The following is a 21,677-nucleotide window of genomic DNA, read 5'->3' on the forward strand; positions in this document are numbered from 1 at the left end:
TTCAATCTATGATTAACAACCAAACTCCCCTAACCAAAAGTCAGGAGAGTTTTAGATTGTCATTTCTTAAAAAAACAAACTATAAAAGCAAAAATGCTAGTGGCGTTACAATAATCAGTGTTAAGATTGTTCGCTCAATCCAGATGACAAGCAATTTAGGAATACTAATTGGAATATCTGTTGATAGAATACATGGAACGAGAGAAGAGAAAAAGATAACGGCTGAAACGGATAACGTTCCAATGACGAATCTAGTAATTAGTTCGGCCTCTGCTACAAGCCCCGCTGGCAAGAACATTTCTGCAATCTCAACGGCTGATGCTTTTGCAGCTAGCATCGGATCTGGAATTTGCAGGATCCATGTAAATGGATAGAAAATCATTCCGATAATATCAAAAACCGGTGTATATTCCGCTAACACTAAGCCGAGTAACCCAACAGATAATATCGATGGCAAAATAGCCATTGTCATAATAAATCCATCTTTTAAATTACTAACGATATTTTTATAGATTGGTAATGAATGATCAACAGCCTCCATCGCTTGTTTCCATGCATGTTGAAATCGCTTCTCTTTAATGACCTCTTCTGGATTCGCATTTCCTTGATAATACTCCTCACTCATTCTGTTAAGTGGCCATATGCGCACCGTGATAGCTGTTACGGCAAATGTTACAACTAACGTAACCCAGAAATAAATATTCCAAATGTCCATTAAACCTAGTGTTTTCGCCACAACGATCATAAAGGTGGTAGAAACAGTAGAAAACCCTGTTGCAATAATTGTTGCTTCTTTGATATTGTATTTTCCTTCTTTATACACTTTGTTTGTAATCAACAGACCAATCGAATAGCTTCCTACAAAGGATGCAACAGCATCAATCGCAGAACGACCTGGAGTTTTCCAAATAGGGCGCATAACTGGCTGCAAAAGGACTCCAATAAATTCTAATAATCCATACCCAGCTAATAATGCTAAAAACACAGCGCCAATTGGTACAAGCACCCCAACAGGAATCACTAGCTTATCAAATAGGAATGGTCCCATTCCTGGTTCAAAAAACCATGCAGGTCCAACTTTAAAAACATAAAATATCGCAAAAACAAGACCGATGATTTTGAAAAAGGATAAGACGATATTGACCGCATTTTTTTTCCATGATTTATTAACAAATGGATAAATAGCGCCAAATAAGATAATGAGTAATGCATAATATGGTAAGGCCGCTGGAACGGATTGTTGAACATAGGTGACTAGATGATCGAGTGGAATTGTGGAGCTGTCATTGATGGTAATAGGAATAAAAAAAGTAAAAATACCGATTAAGCTGTAAACAATAAACTTAAAAACTTTTAGACTATTATTTGGGCTTTTTTCTTCTGCAAAAGGGATTTGTTTTTCCGTATTTTCCATGTAAGTTCCTCCATTTTATGATTTTTTATACATCTTGCTTTTGGTGGAGAAAAGGCTAGTAATCTCCACCAAATCATTACCACCTTCATTGAAGCTGTTTTTGTATAACGACTGGTATTCCTTTTTTTATCACAGTATCCACATGGTTCATTCCATACTGATAGGATAGGGTTAGGTAATTGGGTACATCGAAAATGGTTATGTCTGCTTGCTTTCCTTTTTCCAAGCTCCCTATCGTGTCAGCACGACCAATGGCATGTGCTGCATTGATAGTTGTTGCGGTTATAACTTCTTCTGGTGTCATGCCCATTTTCAAGCATCCTAAATTCATAATGAATGGGAGTGATAGGGTTGGCGAGGAACCTGGATTGGCATCTGTTGATAGGGCTACAGCAACTCCTCTATCTATCATTTTTCTTGCCTCTGCAAATTCTGCCATTAGGAAAAATGCGGTACCTGGTAATAAAACAGCTATGACATCACGCTCTGCCATCTGTTCAATCCCTTGACTAGAAGCTCTTAATAAGTGATCTGCAGATATCGCACCTACTTCAGCTGCTAGTTCTGCCCCTCCGTATGGTTCAATTTCATCGGCATGAATTTTCGGAATTAATCCATGTTCCTTCCCAGCTTCTAAAATGCGACGTGATTGTTCTGGTGTAAACACACCACGCTCACAAAAGACGTCATTAAAAGTTGCTAAGCCCCTACGTGCCACTTCTGGAATCATCTCGTCAATGACTTGATCAACAAATCGTTCTGGATCGTCTTTATCTGCCAGCGGGATGGCATGTGCTCCCATAAAAGTAGAAACGATATCCATGTGATGATTCTGCTGTAGTTTTTTTGAAACCTCGAGTTGTTTTATTTCATGCTCTAGGGACAAGCCATAGCCACTTTTAGCCTCTACTGTTGTCACACCATGGGTTAAAAATTTATCTAATCTAGCTTTTGACTCCGCATATAATTGCTCAAATGATGCTTCCTGTGTCGCCCGAGTGGTGGCATGAATCCCTCCCCCTGCGTTCATAATATCCATATAGGTTTTTCCTTGTAGACGCATCGCATATTCATTCTCTCTTGTTCCTGCATGGACTAAATGTGTATGGGGATCAATTAAACCAGGGGTTACCGTCTTATTCGTCGCATCTATATGATTTGCAGTCGCAATCAATTCTGAATATTTTGCTTCGATTGCACTTGTTTCTCCAACATCAAGAACCTTACCATCCTGCACGAGTACTGCTCCATTTTCTATCACTGTAATCTCGCTCATTGCTTGTTTTTTAGCTGGCTTTTCAGAATGACCTTCCACCGTAATTAGTTGTGCTGCATGTTTAATAAACAATAGATCCGTCAAGCATCACACCTCCGCATTTTTTAGCATCGGAATATGGATTCCTTTTTCTTTCGCAGTTTTCACAGCAGATTCATAGCCTGCATCGACATGTCTAACTACTCCCATACCTGGGTCTGTCGTCAATACTCGTTCGATTCGCTTTTCCGCATCTTTTGTCCCATCTGCAACAATGACCATGCCTGCATGAAGTGAGTAACCCATCCCAACACCGCCACCATGATGAACACTCACCCAGCTAGCTCCACCGACACTATTGATTAATGCATTTAGAATCGGCCAATCTGCTACCGCATCACTCCCATCCTTCATTCCTTCTGTTTCACGGTTTGGTGATGCAACAGAGCCAGAATCTAAATGGTCACGTCCGATAACGATTGGTGCTTTTAATTCTCCACTTGCCACCATATCATTAATGATTTTTCCAAACCTTGCCCGTTCCCCATAGCCAAGCCAGCAAATGCGGGATGGCAAGCCTTGGAAACTGATTTTGTCCTGTGCCATTTTGATCCACTTACATAAAGATTCATTGTCGCTAAATTCCCTTAAAATAACCTCATCTGTTTTGTAAATATCTTCCGGATCACCTGATAATGCTACCCACCGAAACGGCCCTTTTCCTTCACAGAATTGAGGACGAATATACGCTGGGACAAAGCCAGGAAAATCAAAGGCATTCTCAACCCCTTCATCTTTTGCAACCTGGCGAATATTGTTTCCATAGTCGAATGTTACTGCCCCTTTAGCTTGCATATCTAACATTGCCTGCACATGTGTTGCAATACTTTTTTTCGCTAATATGGTATACGCTTCTGGATTGGTATTTCTTAATTCTGCTGCTTCTTCAAGCGACATCTGAGCAGGTACATAGCCGTTCAAAGGATCATGGGAAGAGGTTTGATCTGTTAGTACCTCAGGAATAAATCCTCTCTCCAACATTTGAGGTAAAATTTCAGCAGCATTTCCGAGTAAGCCAATCGAAAGAGCACGACCTTTTTGCTTTGCCTCTTTTGCCATTTGGATAGCCTCATCTAAACTATCTGTGGAAATATCCAAGTATTTCGTCTCTAGTCTGCGGTCGATACGATGTTGATCCACTTCTATCGCAATACAAACACCTTCATTTAAGGTTACTGCTAACGGTTGAGCTCCACCCATTCCGCCAAGACCAGCAGTTAGTGTGATTGTTCCTTTCAGGCTGGATCCAAAATGCTGACGGGCACATTCTGCAAAAGTTTCATAAGTACCTTGAACAATCCCCTGGCTGCCGATGTAAATCCAGCTTCCAGCAGTCATCTGCCCGTACATCATTAATCCTTTTCTATCTAATTCATTAAAGTGGTCCCAATTGGCCCATGCAGGGACAAGATTGGAATTGGCAATTAACACTTTTGGCGCGTCTTTATGTGTTTGAAAAACAGCAACTGGCTTTCCTGACTGAACAAGTAATGTTTCGTCCTCCTCCAATTGCTTTAATTCCTTTACAATCGCTTCATAGCATTCCCAGTTACGAGCGGCTTTCCCTATACCTCCATAAACAACTAATTGATCGGGATTTTCTGCTACTTCTGGATTGAGGTTATTATTTAACATCCGTAATGCTGCTTCTGAGATCCAATTTTTCGCGTGTAATGTAGTACCTGTATATTGTTCGACTTGTCTTTTTATTTGTGTCACATGTACCATCCCCCTAAATGATTAAATTTTCTTATAATTTAAACTTTATCAAAATTAATAAATTATAATAGGTAATTATCTTATGAAAAAGGATAATTATTTACGGGTTGTATCTGACAAGCTGTATGTAAACGGTTAAATTTATGATGATAATTTTGGATTGGATAAAAATATTAGATGATAACCTGTTTTATTGTTTTCAACGCAGTTAAAAATCAAAATATCTAAAGACGTCCCTGCCAATTATTTCTCAATAGGAGGCATCTTCTTAAGGCTTTTTTCGTAAAGTTTGTTGCTATCGCCCGCAGCCGGAATACACTTCGCTTTCCGTGGGGCTCGCGCTGAGCCGCTTCGTCGCTACGCTCCTGCAGGGTCTCAGGCTGTCTCGCTAATCCCACAGGAGTCTACGTGTATTCCGGCTGCTAATTGTTTCCAACTAATTCTTTTTACCTATTGAAGATAACAGCCTATATTAAAGTGTTTGCTGCCTGATAAATTCTCTTGGGGATAGTCCTGTTTGTTTTCTAAAGATGCGGCTGAAGTAATTTGGGTTATTAAAGCCGACTAATTTTGCTGTGTTTTGGATTGGTGTATCGGAGGTGCTTAAGATGTCCTTTGCCTTTTGAATACGGATATTTGTCAGGATTTCTCGAAAGCTTCTATTGTTTTTGTTTGTTAATAAATAGCTGAAATAGGATGGACTACGACCGATATGATTTGCTACTTCGACTAACGATAAATCAGAACGATAATAATTTTTTTCCATATAAGTAATCGCTGCTTCCATGATGTCCAGCTTCGGTTTTTCTACTCGTTGATTTTGGATATCAAATAAGTAATCAATAAACAAAATTATTTCCTGGACAATTCGATAAAGAACACTATAATTTAAGATTTTATTAAAAACATCCTTATAATAATTCTCACTGCTGCTATCTTGCAGTCCGCTTTTAATCATATAGCGACGAACCTGTGCAAGAATACTCGTTAACCTTGTTCGAAGCATACTAGGAGAAGGATAAGGACTTTTCATACTGAAAAATTCTCCGTACATCCATGCCTTAATTTCACTAATTTCCTTTTCATCAAGCATATGGACCCAATCCCGTTGCTGTTCCATCGTTAAAAAAGGATCTCTTTCGACCCAATCGTGAAAATCATTGGCGAGAATTACTTGGCGGTATCCTGTATAAAACGTTACGTTAATTGCTTTTCTTAAGTGATTATATGTCTGGTAGAGAGAATGCTGGTCGCGATGACTAATCGCAATTGCAAGAGGCGCATCATGCTCGATTTCCCATTCTCTTAAGAAACGCTTTGCTTCATTGATTTCATCCTGCAGTTCATGTTGAAAGGCAAGGACAAGATGATCACTCGTTGAAAAAATAACAGGCTTGTAATAAAAATCAAATTCATTACTAAATACTCTTATTTCATCCAATGCATCATTCCATTCACTTTCTATGAGAAATACTGGATATTCATACGGAATCATATCATCAATAAACAGTGCTTCATATTTCGAGTCATATGCTGTTCTCGAGGTATTTTTTTCATCGTTCAAAAGGGGTAATTGCATGCGCATTAATTCTTGAAAGGCTTTCTTGACGAGATTCGGCGTTAATGGTTTTACCAGTAAATCAACTGCTTTGACGGACATCGCCTGCATTGCACGCTCAAATGTAGTTTCAGCTGTAAGAGTAACGACCTTCTTTGCATATCTATTAATATAGGATTGAACCATCTTCCAATGGGTGTCTGGAATCATATCTAATTCAATAAACAAAATATCCGGTAAATCTGTTTCAAGCACTGCTAATACTTCTGCCAGTTCATTTCTTTTTTCCATGATAAAATCTGGGGATGAATATTTTGAAACAAGCCATTCTATTCCATTCACTTCTTGCCTGTCACGATCTGCAATCAAGATTTTAAACATAAAAACCTGCTCCCTTATTCATAATGACTTTGACACTATTATAACAGTAGACAGGCATTAGAATAATGCTATAATTTTCATTCTTAAATCTCTGAATCGATTTCAAATGATTCCTTCAATGCTTTACTTAACTTTTCGATATCATCCGCGAAAATCCGATCCTCCTCAATTGGAGCAACATAGTTTCTTACTTGCTCCACTACCTTTTTCGTAAAAGCTCCCATTCTATCTTTTCCGCGAATTTCCGCAGCTTGAGTCGCACAAATTAATTCAATCGCTAACACTTTTCGTGTATGTTCAATAATTTGATAGGCATGCCTCGCACCAATGGTCCCCATACTAACATGGTCCTCCTGATTTGCAGAAGACGGAATCGAATCCACACTAGCTGGATGGGCAAGAATTTTATTTTCCGACACCAATGAAGCTGCGACATACTGCATAATCATCGCCCCAGATTGCAATCCAGGCTTCGAGCTTAAGAATGCTGGCAAATCATTTAATTGAGGATTAACTAATCGTTCAATCCGCCGCTCCGAAATATTCGCCAATTCTGCCATCGCAATCCCCATAAAGTCCATCGCAAGTGCAATCGGCTGACCATGAAAATTCCCGCCAGAAATAACCTTTTCCCCATCGTTAAAAATTAAAGGATTATCTGTCGCTGCATTCATCTCTATTTCTAGTTTATGTTTCACATACTGCAACGTCTGCCAAGTAGCACCATGCACTTGGGGAATACAACGAAGCGAATAAGCATCCTGAATACGTAGTTCCCCTTGTACCGTTATTAGCTTACTACCAGCAAGATATGCGCGCATTCGCTGAGCGACATCAATTTGTTCTTGATATCCTCTTGCTTGGTGCACGTCATCATCGAATGCATCAATAATTCCCCTTAATCCTTCCATCGTAACTGCGGCAATTTGTTCCGATTGATAGGCTAGCTTCTCCGCTTCTAAGTAAGCAACAGCACCCATAGCAGTCATTGCTTGTGTTCCATTTATCAGTGCTAGCCCTTCCTTTGCGGAAAGCCTGATTGGTTCTATGCCTTCAGCTTGTAAAGCTTCCAATGAAGGTCTTCTTTTTCCTTTATAAAATACTTCTCCTTCTCCGAGAAGTGCTAAGGCAAGATGAGATAAGGGCGCAAGATCGCCGCTTGCTCCAAGGGATCCTTGCTGTGGTATGACGGGATGAATGGCTTTATTGAGAAGTGCTAGTAATCTATCAATAATGAGCGGTCGAACTCCTGAATATCCTTTTAGTAAGGCATTCGCCCTTAGAAGAAGAATAGCTCTTGAAACCACTTCAGCAAAAGGTTCACCTACTCCACAAGCATGGGAATGGATTAAATTGAGCTGTAGTGTTTCTACATCTTCCTTATCAATACGGACGTCGCTTAATTTGCCGAAGCCCGTATTAATGCCATAAACCGTTTTTCCTTGGTTTACGATTTCTTCGACGGCTTTTCGACTGTTTTTTACTTTTGTTAGGCTTTCTTTTGATGGTTGGACGGTTTCGTTGGTGTAGAGGATTTTTTTTAGGGTGGGTAAGGTTAGGTTGTTGCCGGTTAGGGTTAGCATGGTGGGTTCCTCCTTTAGGTTTAATCGGGTATAATACAAAAAAACTAATTTCTATTTTCAAGAAAAACATAAGTATTTGATTATTAAAAATTAAGTATATGGATTTCTATCATCCTTAAATTATATCCATTAAGATAATATATAGTGGGGAAGGGATTTAAATACCTTTACCCAGTAATACTTAGTAAAATAGTTTATGACTTCCTTATTAAAAATTAATCGCTTTTCTTTTTACAGAGTAATTTTACTTTCACTTTAAATATATGATCATTACTTTTAAAATAACGTAAAAAAACCTCTACTGTTAGAGTAAAGGGCTCCGTTTTGAGGTGCTTTTCTTTAAATATGTGCCGATTTGATAGTGGCATTGGTATATAAAATGGGAATCTTTCCATTGGAATTGGCGAGTTTCTTTATTTGAAAGGCAAAATCCTTATTTATATAAGAACTCACTACTTACTTTTGGTACGATTAACCCTAATGCAGTTAAAATGAGAATCTCTTGAACTCACTCCCTTTTAAATAAGATGTTTTGTCCTGAATCGAGTAGTGCGGACCTTCTCGAACCCTCGATATTCTCTAATAATCCATGCATTACAAATAAATTCATAAATTTCATCTGTAAGTACAAATTGTTTCTTAGACTTTGGACTTGCAAAGCCACTCACCAAATGTTCCGGAGGCTTAATTTAATGATTCCCCCCCAAAATTTATGTAATATGGACTATTAATGTTTTTAGAAACGCTGACTTACAAGTTTCAGCCAATGCAAAAAATGGGTGTGTGAGTTTTATACAAAACACACATACCCATTTAATATTAGCCTATATATTTGGAGGATCGCTTTAGTCTACTATCCAACAATCTCAAACCCATCAAGCATCGCACGCACTTCATCCGTCGACTTTGTGCTCATCAATTGATTTCTCAATTCGCTCGCTCCTCTAAATCCTTTTACATATATCTTAAAAAAGCGATGAAGAGCTTGGAATGGACGTGGCTCTAATTCACTTGAATATTTATCATGAAGATCAAGCTGCAATCTTAGGAGATCCAAATATTCCTTGCTGCTATGCTCTTTCGGTTCTTTTTCAAAGGCAAATGGATTTTTGAAAATACCACGCCCTATCATAATTCCATCCACACCATATTGCTCGGCTAGCTTCAAGCCCTTTTGACGGTCAGGAATATCCCCATTGATTGTCAAAAGGGTATCTGGCGCAATGCGATCACGGAGCTTTTTGATTTCTGGGATAAGCTCCCAATGGGCATCTACTTGGCTCATTTCTTTTCTTGTACGCAGATGAATGGAGAGATTAGCGATATCTTGTTCCAGTATATGTGCTAACCAATCGTGCCACTCTTCTATCTCCGTATAACCAAGTCTTGTCTTCACACTTACCGGTAATCCTCCTGCTTTTGCCGCTTGGATTATTTCTGCAGCGACTTCTGGACGTAGGATAAGGCCGCTTCCCTTCCCTTTAGCTGCCACATTTGGTACAGGACAGCCCATATTAAGGTCAATCCCCTTAAATCCAAGCTCCGCCATACCAATACTCATTTGGCGAAAATATTCGGGCTTGTCCCCCCAAATATGGGCAACCATTGGCTGTTCATCTTCGGTAAAAGTTAGTCTTCCACGTACACTTTGTTTACCCTCTGGATGACAATAGCTCTCCGTATTTGTGAACTCAGTAAAAAACACATCTGGTCTCCCTGCTTTACTCACCACATGACGAAAAACAACATCTGTCACATCCTCCATTGGTGCAAGCACAAAAAATGGTCGTGGCAAGTCACGCCAAAAATTCTCTTTCATATCTATTCAAATCCTTTCAAAGGGACAAGGGGACAGACCCCTTGTCCCTAATAAGTACAAAATTCATGATTCTTTTACACTTATACCATTTTTCACTAACTTTTATCAAACTAAAGAAAATTTTAACATTATATACTATGTTAAAAATGTATGAAGTGCCTATTTAATATAGTATAGATGGCAGCCAAAAAGGAAGCAAAAGAACTCCCCTGCTTCCTTACCTAATCCTATCTGTTCCCTTCAATTCCCCAACAGTAGCTGCACCAATTCCAAACATAGTCATCTGTAATTCCAGCTCTCGAGTCTCAAAAAGTTCAATTAAATCCTCTGGTGATTCTGTAGCCTCTTTTAAAATCGACCGGGCAAAGCCAACCATATCTGATCCAAGCGCGATAGCCTTAGCAGCATCCATTCCATTTTTGATTCCACCGCTTGCGATAATCGGTTTATCAATCGCGTCTTTAACAGATACAATACATTCGGCAGTTGGGATCCCCCAGCTACTGAAAGCTTCTGCTGCTATTTTCTTGATTTTCTCTTTAGAGCGTAGTTTTTCCACTTGGCTCCATGATGTACCGCCTGCACCAGCGACGTCGATAAATGAGATGCCAACGTCGGTCAATTTTTTCGCGATGGTGCCATCAATTCCGAAGCCCACCTCTTTTGCACCAACGGGAATATCTAGCTGTGTACATACTTGCTCAATACTCCCCAACAAATCTTTAAAATTCCGATCTCCTTCTTGTTGTACAATCTCCTGAATACTATTCAAATGAAGAACGAGCATATCCGCTTCCGTCATCTCGATAATTTGTTTACATTGGTCGATTCCAAAGCCATAATTAAACTGAACCGCACCTAAATTAGCGATGATTGGAATGGTTGGTGCATATTTTCGAACTTGAAAGGATTCTCGATATTTTTCATTTTCAATCAGTGCTCTTGTAGAACCTAAGGCAAATGCCCAACCTCTTTCCTCTGCAGCAATGGCCAGATTTCGATTTATCGTCCCCGCCATTGCTGCTCCACCGGTCATCGAGCTTACCAAAAAAGGCGTCTTCATTTTTTTAGCTAAAAACGCTGTATCTAATGTAATCTCATCAAAATCAATTTCCGGCAAGGCGTTATGTAGAAAACGATACTTTTCAAGACCAGTCGATATGTTATCACCTGTTACTTTTTCATTTAAAACCAACTCAATGTGCTGGGCTTTTCTTTTATCAATTGAATCAGTCATTTTTCCAAACTCCAGTCTAATTATATTTGGTTGCAGGGAGGATATCTAATGGAACAATACCAGCATCCTGCCATTGTTTATGTAATCGTTCAAGCTTGTCTGTACTTGTAAAAGCAATTCCACAATCACCGCCACCTGCACCAGACGATTTTCCGGCGCCATAACAATTAGCAATGGCAATCAATTTTTCTAAATGAATCGTTTCAATTGCGCCACCAGTCTCTTCACTTAACTCTAGCAATGCCAATCGATTAGCGGATAAGCTAGCCATCATTAGTTCCATATCGCTCTGTTTAAACCCTTCTACCATTGTCGATACAGCATCACGGCTTTTACGTAAAAAATCTCCATAAATAGTAGAATTTTTCTGTTTAAGCGGCTCAATCTTCTTTATTAAAGAAGCTGTTTTAGCAGAACTACCAGTCCAGCCGACAGCAAGTACTAATTCTTCAGGGGCTTCTAGTGGCTCGATCTGTAGATGTGGCCACTCTTCTTCTACCAATGGAGTAATAGATCCGTTCTCTTTCAGCCTTTCTTTTAACCACCTCGCTTTAAACGCTGTATAGTGGAGCCAACCACCATATGTCGATGCTGCCACATCTGCACAAGAACCACTCCCTTGTGTCTGATAATGAGCGATTGCAGCTAGTTTGAAAATAAGGGTTTTCGAAACAGGCAAGAAATCTCTATACAATGTTAAAATAGAGGAAACAACAGCGACAACTACGGCTGCACTTGACCCTAGTCCATATTTCCGGCCAGAATCGGCATCATCCAATTCACTCGTTATCGTCAGGGAAAAAGGCTTGGTTTCAATAGACCTTTCTTGTAAATATTGATGCACCACAGCGATTGTATTTTTTATAAAATCTAATCTTGTGTCTTCCTCTTCAAAAATGACTTGTCCACCCTCAAATCGACAAGCAACATTAGGAAGACCCAGCTGCGGCAAAGAAAGAGTCTGTTGTTCACTCTTTGTAATCTGTGCTGTAATAAACCTATCAACTGCTACAACAATCGCCGGATAACCAGGTTCTAATACCGCATATTCTCCGGCAATAAATAGTTTCCCTGGAACTTTGATTTCATGCATCCAGACTCACTCCCTTTATCCATTCCACTCTGATAAATATTCAATCCCAGGTCCTGGATGACATACAATCACATCACGGACAGAAGGCAAAGCAGCAAACTTTTCTTTAATTATCTGTTCATTCTTCGGTTCACAAAGCACTTTTACATTCGGCCCTGCATCAATGGTGAAGTAAGCTTCTATGCCTTGTTGGCGCAATTCCATGACCTTCTGCATAACGTCAAACGTTGCACTTTGCCAATATAAAAATGGCGGCTTTGCTCCTAGCATTGTAGCGTGCATTTTCAGGGCATTCGCTTCTGCGATTTCTCCTAGCTGCGTAAAATCGCGCGCTTTAATGGCTTCCTTTATCCCCTTTAAATCCTCTTCTATTGTTGCTAACCAGCCATCATAGAACGGAGACGTATCTACAGTCCGCTGCATGCCATCTCTGCTCGAAACAGACTTCGGCCCAGCTTCCACTACCACAGATAGAACAGTCACATCCCACGCTTGTTCGTCTATGATTTGTGTCGCAAACGAATCTGTTCCGTCCGTTTTCTCTCCTTTTTGCCATTCAACAAATCCGCCAAAAATAGAGCGAGAAGCAGAACCAGAGCCTTGACGAGCTAAAGCAGACAGCTCTGTGCCTGATAAATCTAACTGTAATGCTTTACTTGCAGCTGCTGCTAATGCTGCATATCCGGAAGCAGAAGAAGCAAAACCGGCAGCTGTCGGCACGTGATTCACCGATGTCACTGTTGCAAAGGTTTTAGTCCCTGCAATATTGCGTACATGATTAAGAAAAGTGGTTATTTTCCCTATCTCCTGATCCGAGACTTGGTTTCCATCTAAGACAAGAGAATCCTTTTCAAACTGATCCGAAAACTGTACCTTTGTTTCCGTATAAAAATGATCCAAAGTAATCGATAAACTACTGTTCATTGGTAAAAACAACTTAGAATCGCGTTTCCCCCAATATTTTATTAATGCAATATTCGTGTGCGCACGAGCGATCGCTTCCATTAACCATACTCCTCATTAATCTAATTAGCATTTAGCTATTGTGTATTGCCATGTTTGAGTAGCACCAGCTTGAACCAAGGCATCTGCAACCTTTTTGCCGATAGTCTCATTTTCTACTAGTGCCAAAATACAACCACCACGGCCACCACCTGTTAATTTCGCTCCTACTGCTCCAGCAGTTCGAGCTGCTTCTACTAGGCCATCTAATCCTAGATCACTGACACCAAGTAAAGAGAGCTGTTGATGTGCTTGATTTAATTTATCGCCAACCTTTTGATAATCACCAACTGCAAGTCCTAACCGTACATCTTCTGTCAATTTGCCAAGTAATGTAATGGATTCCTCGATTTGTTTCGGCTTCCTTTCATACTTGTCTCGAATCGATTTCACTGCTGAATACGTATCGCCAATCCTGCCACTATCTGCTACAACCAAATGAAAGGGAGCACCTATTTTCACCATTTCAACCTCTTGTTGTTTTTGAAACCAAATGGGATTGGCGCTAGATGCTGCCATCATATCGATCCCACTTGGCGTTCCATGAGCAAATTTTTCGGCACGTTCCACCAATGCCATCAGCTGACTATCCTTGAGACTCTGATTGAAGAAAGCAAAAAGACCGCGAACAAGTGCAATCGCAATCGCTGCACTTGAACCTAGTCCACGCCCAATTGGAATCGAGGAGGCAATCCGAATATGTAAGCCTGATGAACGTTTTTCAAGAACCTTCAATGTTTGGATGACACAATCACCAATTCCCTCCATCTTTTCAGGAATCTGTTCAATTGGTCCTTGATAAAAGGGGCTTTCGATTTGGATCGTATTTCCCCCAATCGTTTTCACTGTTACTTTTACTTCTATTTGTTTAAAAGGAAAAGCAATTGCCGGTTGCCCATAAACAACGGAATGCTCCCCAATTAAAATCAATTTACTATGTGCTCGGCCTACCGCAACTTTTTGTGGAGTTTCAAGCATCGATATCCCCACTTTCACTGAATAAATTGGATGTTTACCTAGATGTACCTCTTTTGTCTACATTTTAAAACCAAGTAATGATCCATGGTGCTGAATAAAGGATCATAAACTGAACGCCATAATTCACGCCCCAACGGTGAAGCATACCAGCAAATAACCCGATAACTAGTACACCAATAATATTAATAAAACCAGCGTCCATAAAAGCTAATAATAGCACAAGTCCGAAAAATAGTCCTAGAATTGCTTCATGGGGAACCCACCGAAACACAAAGGCACAAATTTTATGGGCGTATTTGACGGTAACAAAATAAGTGATCGCAAGGGCAATCGTTGCACCGGTAAGCGTCGCCCAGACAAAGTCTGCATTTGATAAGATATGATGCAGGTTATGCTCTGTTGTAAAGACTGGCGGCGCATTAAAAAGGGCATTAGCTGGACCAATCGCCATTGGAGACAAGGGAATACCGAGTGCAATTAAAGGAATCAAGGTTCCAGAAATATACGTAGCATTTGTCAGCCCCTCCATTGATGCAATCGCAACAGATGCTTTTTTCACCGGATCCTTTACTCTACTTGAAAAAAGTTCTCCAAGAAATATAGTCATGCCGACAGGGCTCATAATGAAGGTGATAGAACCGATAAAACTGGCAAGTACACTTGATGCGGTTTCCTGCTTTGTCAATATTTTAAAAGGACTAGGAAATCCTTTAATGGGATTTGTTTGCGCAAAATCAATCGTTTTCTTTGGAAACCTTGGCATACTATCTCGCTTTTCTTTATGTAAAAGTTCAAATATGGTCAAAATGACGGGACCAATTGTAATTCCCAAGAAAAAGGAAATGAAGACATTCGTTCCCTCAGGCACTACTCCGATTCCCCAATAGAGATGGCGCAGGCCTTCAATTAGTAAAGCAAATGGAAGAATCGATACAAGTGCTAACACTTTATTTTTGGTCATTAATGCAAGTAAAACGGCACCAATGAAAAAGAGCGGGTTTGCATATTCTTTGATGACATCAGAAAATGGTATTAAGGCTTGTGCCATAAGTAAGCTTACAGGAACCGAAACGAGCGTCCCAATAACAGAGCCAGATGCCATTTTGCGAATACTGATATCAGGCATACCATGTTTTTTTAATACGAGTGCATGCTCTACCATTGGGGTTGCCATCACCCCGCCAGGAATACCAGCGAGCGCAACTGGAATCGAATCCGTTACTTTATTAGCCACAATCGCAGAGATAAAGAAGGTTAAGACCACAATTGGCTCTACCCCTGCCAATACGATTGCTAACGTCACCGGAGCTAATACAGCTGTTTCATCTGTCCCTGGTGCAACGCCGATTATTGTATATAAAACAGCTGCTAAAACGGCAGCAGCAATCATCTCTATAATTAACATGATATCCATTATTTTTCTCCTGTTCCCTTAAAGTTTCTTTTTGGCTTAATGATAAAACTACAAATGATAAAACCAATAAGAGCACCGGAGAGTCCGAAAAATAGAGGCTTTGGTGCTTCATTTGGCGCAATAAAATAGGCCCCCATTGTGGTTACCGCACAAATTACGATTGCCAACACCAAATCCTTTATTTGAACAAGATCTTCCCAGACCTCAATATTATCGTTTGTATCTTGATTATTTTTATTATCCATACAATCAAACTCCTTGTATTTAATGATCAGAAATGAGCATACTGTTAGGTTCCGCTTCCCCACGAAGATTATACACTAAATTCCATTTGATGAAAACGATTCTCAATTGAATTCTGAAAAATAAGATATGTTTTCATGGTTGTTATACCACAAATTACGTATGGCATAACCACTTCTTTTATTTTAAATAGTGACAGGCACCATAAATAGACAGTTGTCTTTTTATAGTGCCTGTCACCTATTTTTTGTCACCTATTTTTGATATCCATTTTGAGAATATAGGCATATGATATAAAGATTTTAAAGGAAGGGGACAAAAAAATGATGAATTTTAATCAAATAGGCATGAGGTCACATCATGGCGGTGGTGGTCATGCATCAGGTGGCCATGGTGGACACAATAATTGGCATCAACATGGCGGCGGACATCCAAATCCAAATTGGGGAAATGGTGGAAACTGGCATCATCAAGGTGGACATTATCCAGGAGGAGGATTTGCATTAGGTACTCTTACAGGATTAGCACTTGGCGCTGCCGCAACACCAACTCCTTATCCAGTACCTGCTCCTTACCCGTATGCGTATCCTTACCCATCCCCGTATCCTTATCCATATTCGAATCCTTATTATCCAGGATACTAAAGGGATCAGGGGACAGATTTCTTGTCCCCTGAAACATTAATTGTTGAGATATCATTTCTCTCCATTCTTCTAAACCTTTGACCATTCCGTTTGTCCTATTATCGTTAATTAAAACGTTTACCCATCTAACAATTGAATTTTTTCTAATATGACTCTACAAGTTTATTTAGTATATTAAATTATCTGGCTTATCGCATTCTACATCAATGATTGCTTCCACTTGAATTAATCAATCGCACTTGCTTTATTGATTCCTAATTTCAGAAGAAGCTCTCCTTTAAAAAATCTCCAATATGTACCCTAGATGGAACAACATAAATTAATCCCTATTAGCATGAAATTTCAATGTCTTCACCATATAGTCATAAGTGTGACCATTAATCTGTATCTCTTTATCTTCTTGATATCCTATACGAATGTATAACTTTTTTGCATAGGGATTATCCTTGGCAACATTGAGGGATATTCGCTCATATCCTTTCTGTAACGCTAATTCTTCAGCCTTCCTCAACAATTCTGACCCAATTCCATAGCCCTGAAACTTTGGTGAGACAGAAATCGTATCAATATATAAATCTCCAATATCCGCCTCTTGATCAAAGTTAATGTTCTGATTCCTTGTTTTTCTTCTTAAACGTTCAAGTAGAGGCTTGTCCAATTGGTAAGCATCTGTGCCAGAATAAGTTACGATAATTCCAGTTATCTCGTCAAAAATATCCGCAACTATCACATTTTGATAGCTAAGACGATTGTTTTCTTCACGAAAAAATTTTGCAAGAGTCGTATGAATATTTTCCACCTTCGTTTGACCGGTTAACTGCTCAGTGATATCTCCAATTGCAAGATGAATTAGTTCTACAACTTCTTCTGCATCTTTTTTGATAGCTGGTCTGAAATTCAATTCTTCTGGGATAATATCTTCCCAACGAAGTCCAAATGTTGCACCACCATCCGTGTGACCAGCTATAAAATAAAATTCATCGTTTGTATCATATTCAAAATCATCATGCTTGAATCTATTCTTTTTCATTTATTTTACACTCCGAATGTCATATTTGATGACATAATTATAGCAAAGTAAGAAGCTGGGACCAAACTAAATAACTAATCTTTAAAGACGAACAATCTTTAATTTATCTCTTAAATAAAGCTACTTTCTCATGATGGTTATCTATGTTTTTAAATCTAGATAAGTGTAAAAACCAGTCGTTCCATTGCGCTACGGACGCACGATGCGCCGGGGAGGAAGCTAAGCTCCTCGCTGCGCTGCGGGGTCTAAAGCGTCTCTATTTCCCGCAGGAGTCGAGCGTCCTCCGCTCCATTTCACTTCGTTTTTAAACCTTTTTCTAAAAAACAAACACGAACTATAATGTAATTTATTTACATTATAGTTCGTGTTTGTTGTTGATTGAAATACTTATGTCCCAGCCTCTTTGTAATTATTTTATAGTTTTTTTATTAATATGTTTTGATGCTATTAGAATATCCCAACAATTATAGACTGAGAAAATTCAAACCCTATAACATGATTTCCAATACACAATTAATAGATTTTAAATTTCTCACTAACCATTTTGACGGATTGTGCCTAAGTCTCTCGTAACTAAATTTTAGCTCTTTAGAAGTTAGCGTTTTATATTTGTTGCAAGTTAATCCCCTTTGTTAAATAAAAAGTCCATTCGGTAATGAGCGATGAAGAAAAAAATGAAAGGCTAATCTAGATTACCAGATACTGATTGTTGATGTTTTCATCTCTTGTTACCAACTGCCTATCTACATACTATACCTAATTTACTTTTAAGCTTCTTTCCTTTGCGTAACGGAAGTCGTTACGATGAAAATGGTGAGTAAGGGAAAAATAGAAAAAAATGGTGTCAGGCAACAACCTTCCATATAAAGTCTTCCGGGCGGTCAAGTAGGTATATTTTAACCTCTAGCGTTTCCTCAATAATCTTATTTATTTTTGTCCAGTATATTTGCATTGTATATTCTCCTTACTCCATTATTTGCAAGTATCATCCTTCTAGTAAATGGAAATAATAACGGTATAACCTATTAGATGGAGGATTTATATAGTGACCACCAACACTAATTACAATGGAAAATTACCCCCTAACGCAGAATCTTATTGGATAAATACGGCTCATTTACCAGAGTACCCCCGCCTTGAGAATGACATGCAAGTTGATGTCGTTATTGTAGGAGGTGGCATTACAGGCATTACTTCCGCCTATCTGCTGGCGAATGAAGGGCTGAAAGTTGCTATTATCGAAGCAGACAAATTACTGAACGGGACAACAGGACATACCACAGCTAAAATCACTGCCCAGCATGATTTAATCTATGATGAACTAATCCGCTATGCTGGGAACACGATGGCAAGATTATACTACGAGGCAAACACCGATGCTTTAAACTTTGTTCAAGAAACGATCAATAAACATCAAATTGATTGTGAGTTCACTCAGCAAGATGCTTATGTTTATAGCACAACAGAAGAATATGCACTTAAACTAGAAAAAGAGGCAGATGCCTATAAGGAGCTTCTTATTGAAGGCGAACTCGTAAATAAACTCCCTTTCGATTTAGAAATATTTAATGCACTTGTTATGAAAAATCAAGCACAATTCCATCCACTTAAATACTTGGCTCATCTTACAAAAATAATTACCGAAAAAGGTGGATACATCTTTGAAAATACAACAGCTGTAGATATAGAGACTGGCGAACACCCCATCGTTCTTACTCGTGGAGGAGCTCGAATTACAGGAAAATACGTTCTTGCCTGTTCTCATTTCCCTTTTTATGAAGGAGCAGGACTTTACTCTACAAGAATGCATGCAGACCGTTCCTATATTATTGCTGCTAAAATAAAAACAGAATATCCAGGTGGTATGTATATTAGTGCCGATGAACCGAAAAGGTCTCTCCGCTATGCAACAATCAATGGCGAAGAAATGATTCTTATTTCTGGGGAAAGTCATAAAACAGGACAAGGAGGGGAAACACTCAAACATTACGAGGCCTTGGAGACCTTCGGCCAACAAGTATTCGGCATTGAAAATATTACATACCGTTGGTCAGCTCAAGATTTAGTTACACTGGATAAGATTCCTTACATTGGCGAAATTACCCCTGGTCAAAAAAATATATTAATCGCTAGTGGATATCGGAAATGGGGGATGACAAATGGAACCGCAGCTGCGGTTTTATTCCGAGATATCGTACTAGGAAAAAAGAACAAGTACCAGGAATTATATTCTCCTTCCCGTTTTCATCCGAATCCAAGTCTGAAAAACTTCTTAACGGAAAATGCGAACGTTGTTAGTCATTTAATTAAAGGGAAATTAGAAATTCCTCAGAAGAGTATCCATCATCTAGCCAACGATGAGGGAGCTGTTATTGACATTGATGGGCACAGAAAAGGGGCTTATAAAGATAAAGAGGGTATGCTTCATATCGTAGATACAACTTGTACTCACATGGGGTGTGAAGTGAAATGGAATAATGGTGAACGATCTTGGGATTGCCCGTGCCATGGTTCTAGATTCTCGTATACAGGGGAAGTGCTGGAAGGACCTGCCGAGAAGCCATTACAAAAATATGATTATAAACTGATAGATAATCTTACCTCAGAAGACTCTGGTTATTAAGTAAATTAAGTAAGCAAAAAAAACAGCTAAATATTGTTTAGCTGTTTTAGTTTGTCGACAAAAAGGTAAAATAGCTAGAGAAAACATCCATTTTCTATTTCCCTGAAATAGCACCTCTTCCCCTTATTTCTTTGGCTGTAAAATCATAAATATTCATTAACTCTCGTATTCCATTCTTAATTTCTAGTTCATTCAAGAAAGAATAACTAAGCCTTATATATGGGATATCTCTTCCATGCGGGGCGCAGATAGATCCTGGTACATACGAAATAGAACTTGCTAGTGCTCTGTTTTTCAATAAACTTTTATCTATTTCTTCATCAATACGAACCCATAGATTTAATCCTCCACCCGGGCTATCCCATTTAAAATGATTCTTGAGCGCTGCTTCCATTCGCTCTTTTCTTAACTGCAATGCTATTCTTAGTTTTTCCATATGTATACGGACCCTATCCGAAGTAAGGTAAAACAAAAAAGCTTTCTGATTAAGCAAGGGAGTTCCATTATCCGCAAGCGCCTTTCCCTTAATGAGCCATTTGACAAGGCTTGGATGGGCGACCATTGCACATATTCTCAATCCTGGCGCCATATATTTACAGAAACTGCGTAAATAAATAACATACCCTCCTGTATCATATGAAAATATTGGCGGTGGAGGAGTTTCGTGGAAATAGATTTCATGAAAAGAATCATCTTCCAAAATAATGCATTGGTATTTTTCCGCCAAATCTGCGAGTTGCTTTCTTTGTTCAGCTGGCACCGTATAACCTGTCGGGTTGTGATAGGTTGGATTTGTATAAAAAAGCTTTGGTTTATACTTTTTCATAAGCGATTCTACTTCTTTTAGGCAAAAACCTGATTCTGTAATAGGGACGGAAATGAGTTTTGCTCCCCTATTCACAAATATATCGATTGCTCCGCTGTATGTAGGACTTTCAATCATCACATAATCATGCCCCTGAACAAACACCTTTGCAATAATATCAATACCCTGCTGTGCCCAAGATGTAACGATAATGGAGTCTTCTTCTATGTACAGTTTGTCATACTTTTGGAAATAGGCAGATAATCCTACAATCAATTCATCATCTCCCTTTACAGGTGCATAAGTCCCAAGCAAGTGAGGGTATCGATCAAATATCTCTTTAACATGTTGAGAAAGGTATCTGTTTGGCAATAATGTTGGATCAATAACTGCAGCAGAGAATTTATAAAAAGTTTGCTCACGATGAATTTCTGATAAATGGCTATTTTGAATATAGGAGTGGATAGCAGGCTGTTCTCCCTTTTCACTTAAATAATTGCTATCTTTACAATAATAGCCTGTTTTATCTTTTGCGTAGACATGACCTTCCTCCTTTAGAAGTTGATACGCTTTTAAGATTGTCAACCGATGAACCCCTAGCAAATCTGCAAGACCTCTTACGGAAGGAAGCTTTCTGTCTTTTTCCCATTCTCCTGTTTTAATACGTGTCAGTATATATTCATAAACTTGCTTGTATAAGGCAGTATGTTCTGATTTTACAACCATTATAATCCCTCCTCATCTGCTATTATTGTACCATTTGCTTAAATCTGGTCTATATAATTCCATCTGGTCTATCCAGCCTATTTTACAATTAAT

General features: G+C 39.1%; 16 protein-coding genes and 1 pseudogene. 2 read left to right on the forward strand and 15 right to left on the reverse strand.

Annotated elements, in window-relative coordinates:
• Positions 1–79: 79 nt before the first annotated feature.
• The 12 genes from ACTQ5K_RS16675 to ACTQ5K_RS16730 all read right to left on the reverse strand — a co-directional run bounded on the left by ACTQ5K_RS16675 (position 80) and on the right by ACTQ5K_RS16730 (position 15,758).
• Entirely contained in the window at positions 80–1,414 is a 1,335-nt protein-coding gene (locus tag ACTQ5K_RS16675; RefSeq protein WP_035416227.1) for a YjiH family protein, read from the reverse strand.
• Positions 1,415–1,499: 85 nt separating this feature from the next.
• Positions 1,500–2,774, reverse strand: a complete 1,275-nt coding sequence (gene hutI / locus ACTQ5K_RS16680) for an imidazolonepropionase (protein ID WP_251629256.1) — start codon at positions 2,772–2,774, stop codon at positions 1,500–1,502.
• A gap of 3 nt (positions 2,775–2,777) precedes the next feature.
• Positions 2,778–4,448, reverse strand: a complete 1,671-nt coding sequence (hutU, locus tag ACTQ5K_RS16685) for a urocanate hydratase (protein ID WP_251629257.1) — start codon at positions 4,446–4,448, stop codon at positions 2,778–2,780.
• A 472-nt stretch (positions 4,449–4,920) separates the two neighbouring features.
• Positions 4,921–6,387, reverse strand: coding sequence for a helix-turn-helix domain-containing protein (locus ACTQ5K_RS16690; RefSeq protein ID WP_251629258.1), 1,467 nt, complete (start codon positions 6,385–6,387; stop codon positions 4,921–4,923).
• Positions 6,388–6,470: 83 nt separating this feature from the next.
• A complete protein-coding gene (hutH, locus tag ACTQ5K_RS16695) occupies positions 6,471–7,970 on the reverse strand; it encodes a histidine ammonia-lyase (protein ID WP_031536456.1) in 1,500 nt (499 codons plus the stop codon).
• 853 nt (positions 7,971–8,823) lie between these two features.
• Positions 8,824–9,789 carry a tRNA dihydrouridine synthase gene (locus ACTQ5K_RS16700; RefSeq protein WP_235252012.1) on the reverse strand — a complete coding sequence of 322 codons (966 nt, stop codon included), beginning with the start codon at positions 9,787–9,789 and terminating at the stop codon, positions 8,824–8,826.
• A gap of 217 nt (positions 9,790–10,006) precedes the next feature.
• The gene (fni, locus tag ACTQ5K_RS16705; RefSeq protein ID WP_031536458.1) at positions 10,007–11,026 is read right to left on the reverse strand and encodes a type 2 isopentenyl-diphosphate Delta-isomerase; all 1,020 of its coding nucleotides are present in this window, start codon (positions 11,024–11,026) and stop codon (positions 10,007–10,009) included.
• A gap of 16 nt (positions 11,027–11,042) precedes the next feature.
• Positions 11,043–12,119: a phosphomevalonate kinase gene (locus ACTQ5K_RS16710; RefSeq protein ID WP_441994088.1), complete on the reverse strand. Its 1,077-nt coding sequence runs from the start codon at positions 12,117–12,119 to the stop codon at positions 11,043–11,045.
• A gap of 15 nt (positions 12,120–12,134) precedes the next feature.
• Positions 12,135–13,124, reverse strand: coding sequence for a diphosphomevalonate decarboxylase (gene mvaD / locus ACTQ5K_RS16715; RefSeq protein WP_031536460.1), 990 nt, complete (start codon positions 13,122–13,124; stop codon positions 12,135–12,137).
• Positions 13,125–13,148: 24 nt separating this feature from the next.
• Entirely contained in the window at positions 13,149–14,099 is a 951-nt protein-coding gene (gene mvk / locus ACTQ5K_RS16720) for a mevalonate kinase (RefSeq protein ID WP_031536461.1), read from the reverse strand.
• 64 nt (positions 14,100–14,163) lie between these two features.
• Positions 14,164–15,513, reverse strand: coding sequence for a tripartite tricarboxylate transporter permease (locus ACTQ5K_RS16725; RefSeq protein WP_441994089.1), 1,350 nt, complete (start codon positions 15,511–15,513; stop codon positions 14,164–14,166).
• The gene (locus ACTQ5K_RS16730; RefSeq protein ID WP_441994090.1) at positions 15,513–15,758 is read right to left on the reverse strand and encodes a hypothetical protein; all 246 of its coding nucleotides are present in this window, start codon (positions 15,756–15,758) and stop codon (positions 15,513–15,515) included. Before ACTQ5K_RS16730 ends, ACTQ5K_RS16725 begins: the two co-directional genes overlap by 1 nt.
• A gap of 321 nt (positions 15,759–16,079) precedes the next feature.
• On the opposite strand from ACTQ5K_RS16730, the gene ACTQ5K_RS16735 reads away from it, so the two are divergent.
• Positions 16,080–16,400, forward strand: coding sequence for a hypothetical protein (locus ACTQ5K_RS16735; protein ID WP_414630350.1), 321 nt, complete (start codon positions 16,080–16,082; stop codon positions 16,398–16,400).
• A gap of 319 nt (positions 16,401–16,719) precedes the next feature.
• On the opposite strand, the gene ACTQ5K_RS16740 is transcribed toward ACTQ5K_RS16735, so the two are convergent.
• Complete coding sequence (locus ACTQ5K_RS16740) at positions 16,720–17,430, reverse strand: GNAT family N-acetyltransferase (RefSeq protein ID WP_048719076.1); 711 nt, start codon at positions 17,428–17,430, stop codon at positions 16,720–16,722.
• An 856-nt stretch (positions 17,431–18,286) separates the two neighbouring features.
• Positions 18,287–18,382 (reverse strand): annotated as a pseudogene (locus tag ACTQ5K_RS16745) (dihydropteridine reductase); the annotation flags it as partial.
• A 93-nt stretch (positions 18,383–18,475) separates the two neighbouring features.
• Between ACTQ5K_RS16745 and ACTQ5K_RS16750 the strand changes: the two are divergent.
• Positions 18,476–20,053 (forward strand): FAD-dependent oxidoreductase, encoded by a 1,578-nt coding sequence (locus tag ACTQ5K_RS16750; RefSeq protein WP_441994092.1) that lies wholly within the window; start codon positions 18,476–18,478, stop codon positions 20,051–20,053.
• 94 nt (positions 20,054–20,147) lie between these two features.
• Here the strand turns inward: ACTQ5K_RS16750 and ACTQ5K_RS16755 are convergent, their stop codons facing one another.
• Positions 20,148–21,584, reverse strand: coding sequence for an aminotransferase-like domain-containing protein (locus tag ACTQ5K_RS16755; RefSeq protein ID WP_441994093.1), 1,437 nt, complete (start codon positions 21,582–21,584; stop codon positions 20,148–20,150).
• Positions 21,585–21,677 lie beyond the last annotated feature (93 nt).

Source organism: Niallia sp. Sow4_A1, assembly GCF_052116745.1.
GTDB lineage: Bacteria > Bacillota > Bacilli > Bacillales > Cytobacillaceae > Niallia > Niallia hominis.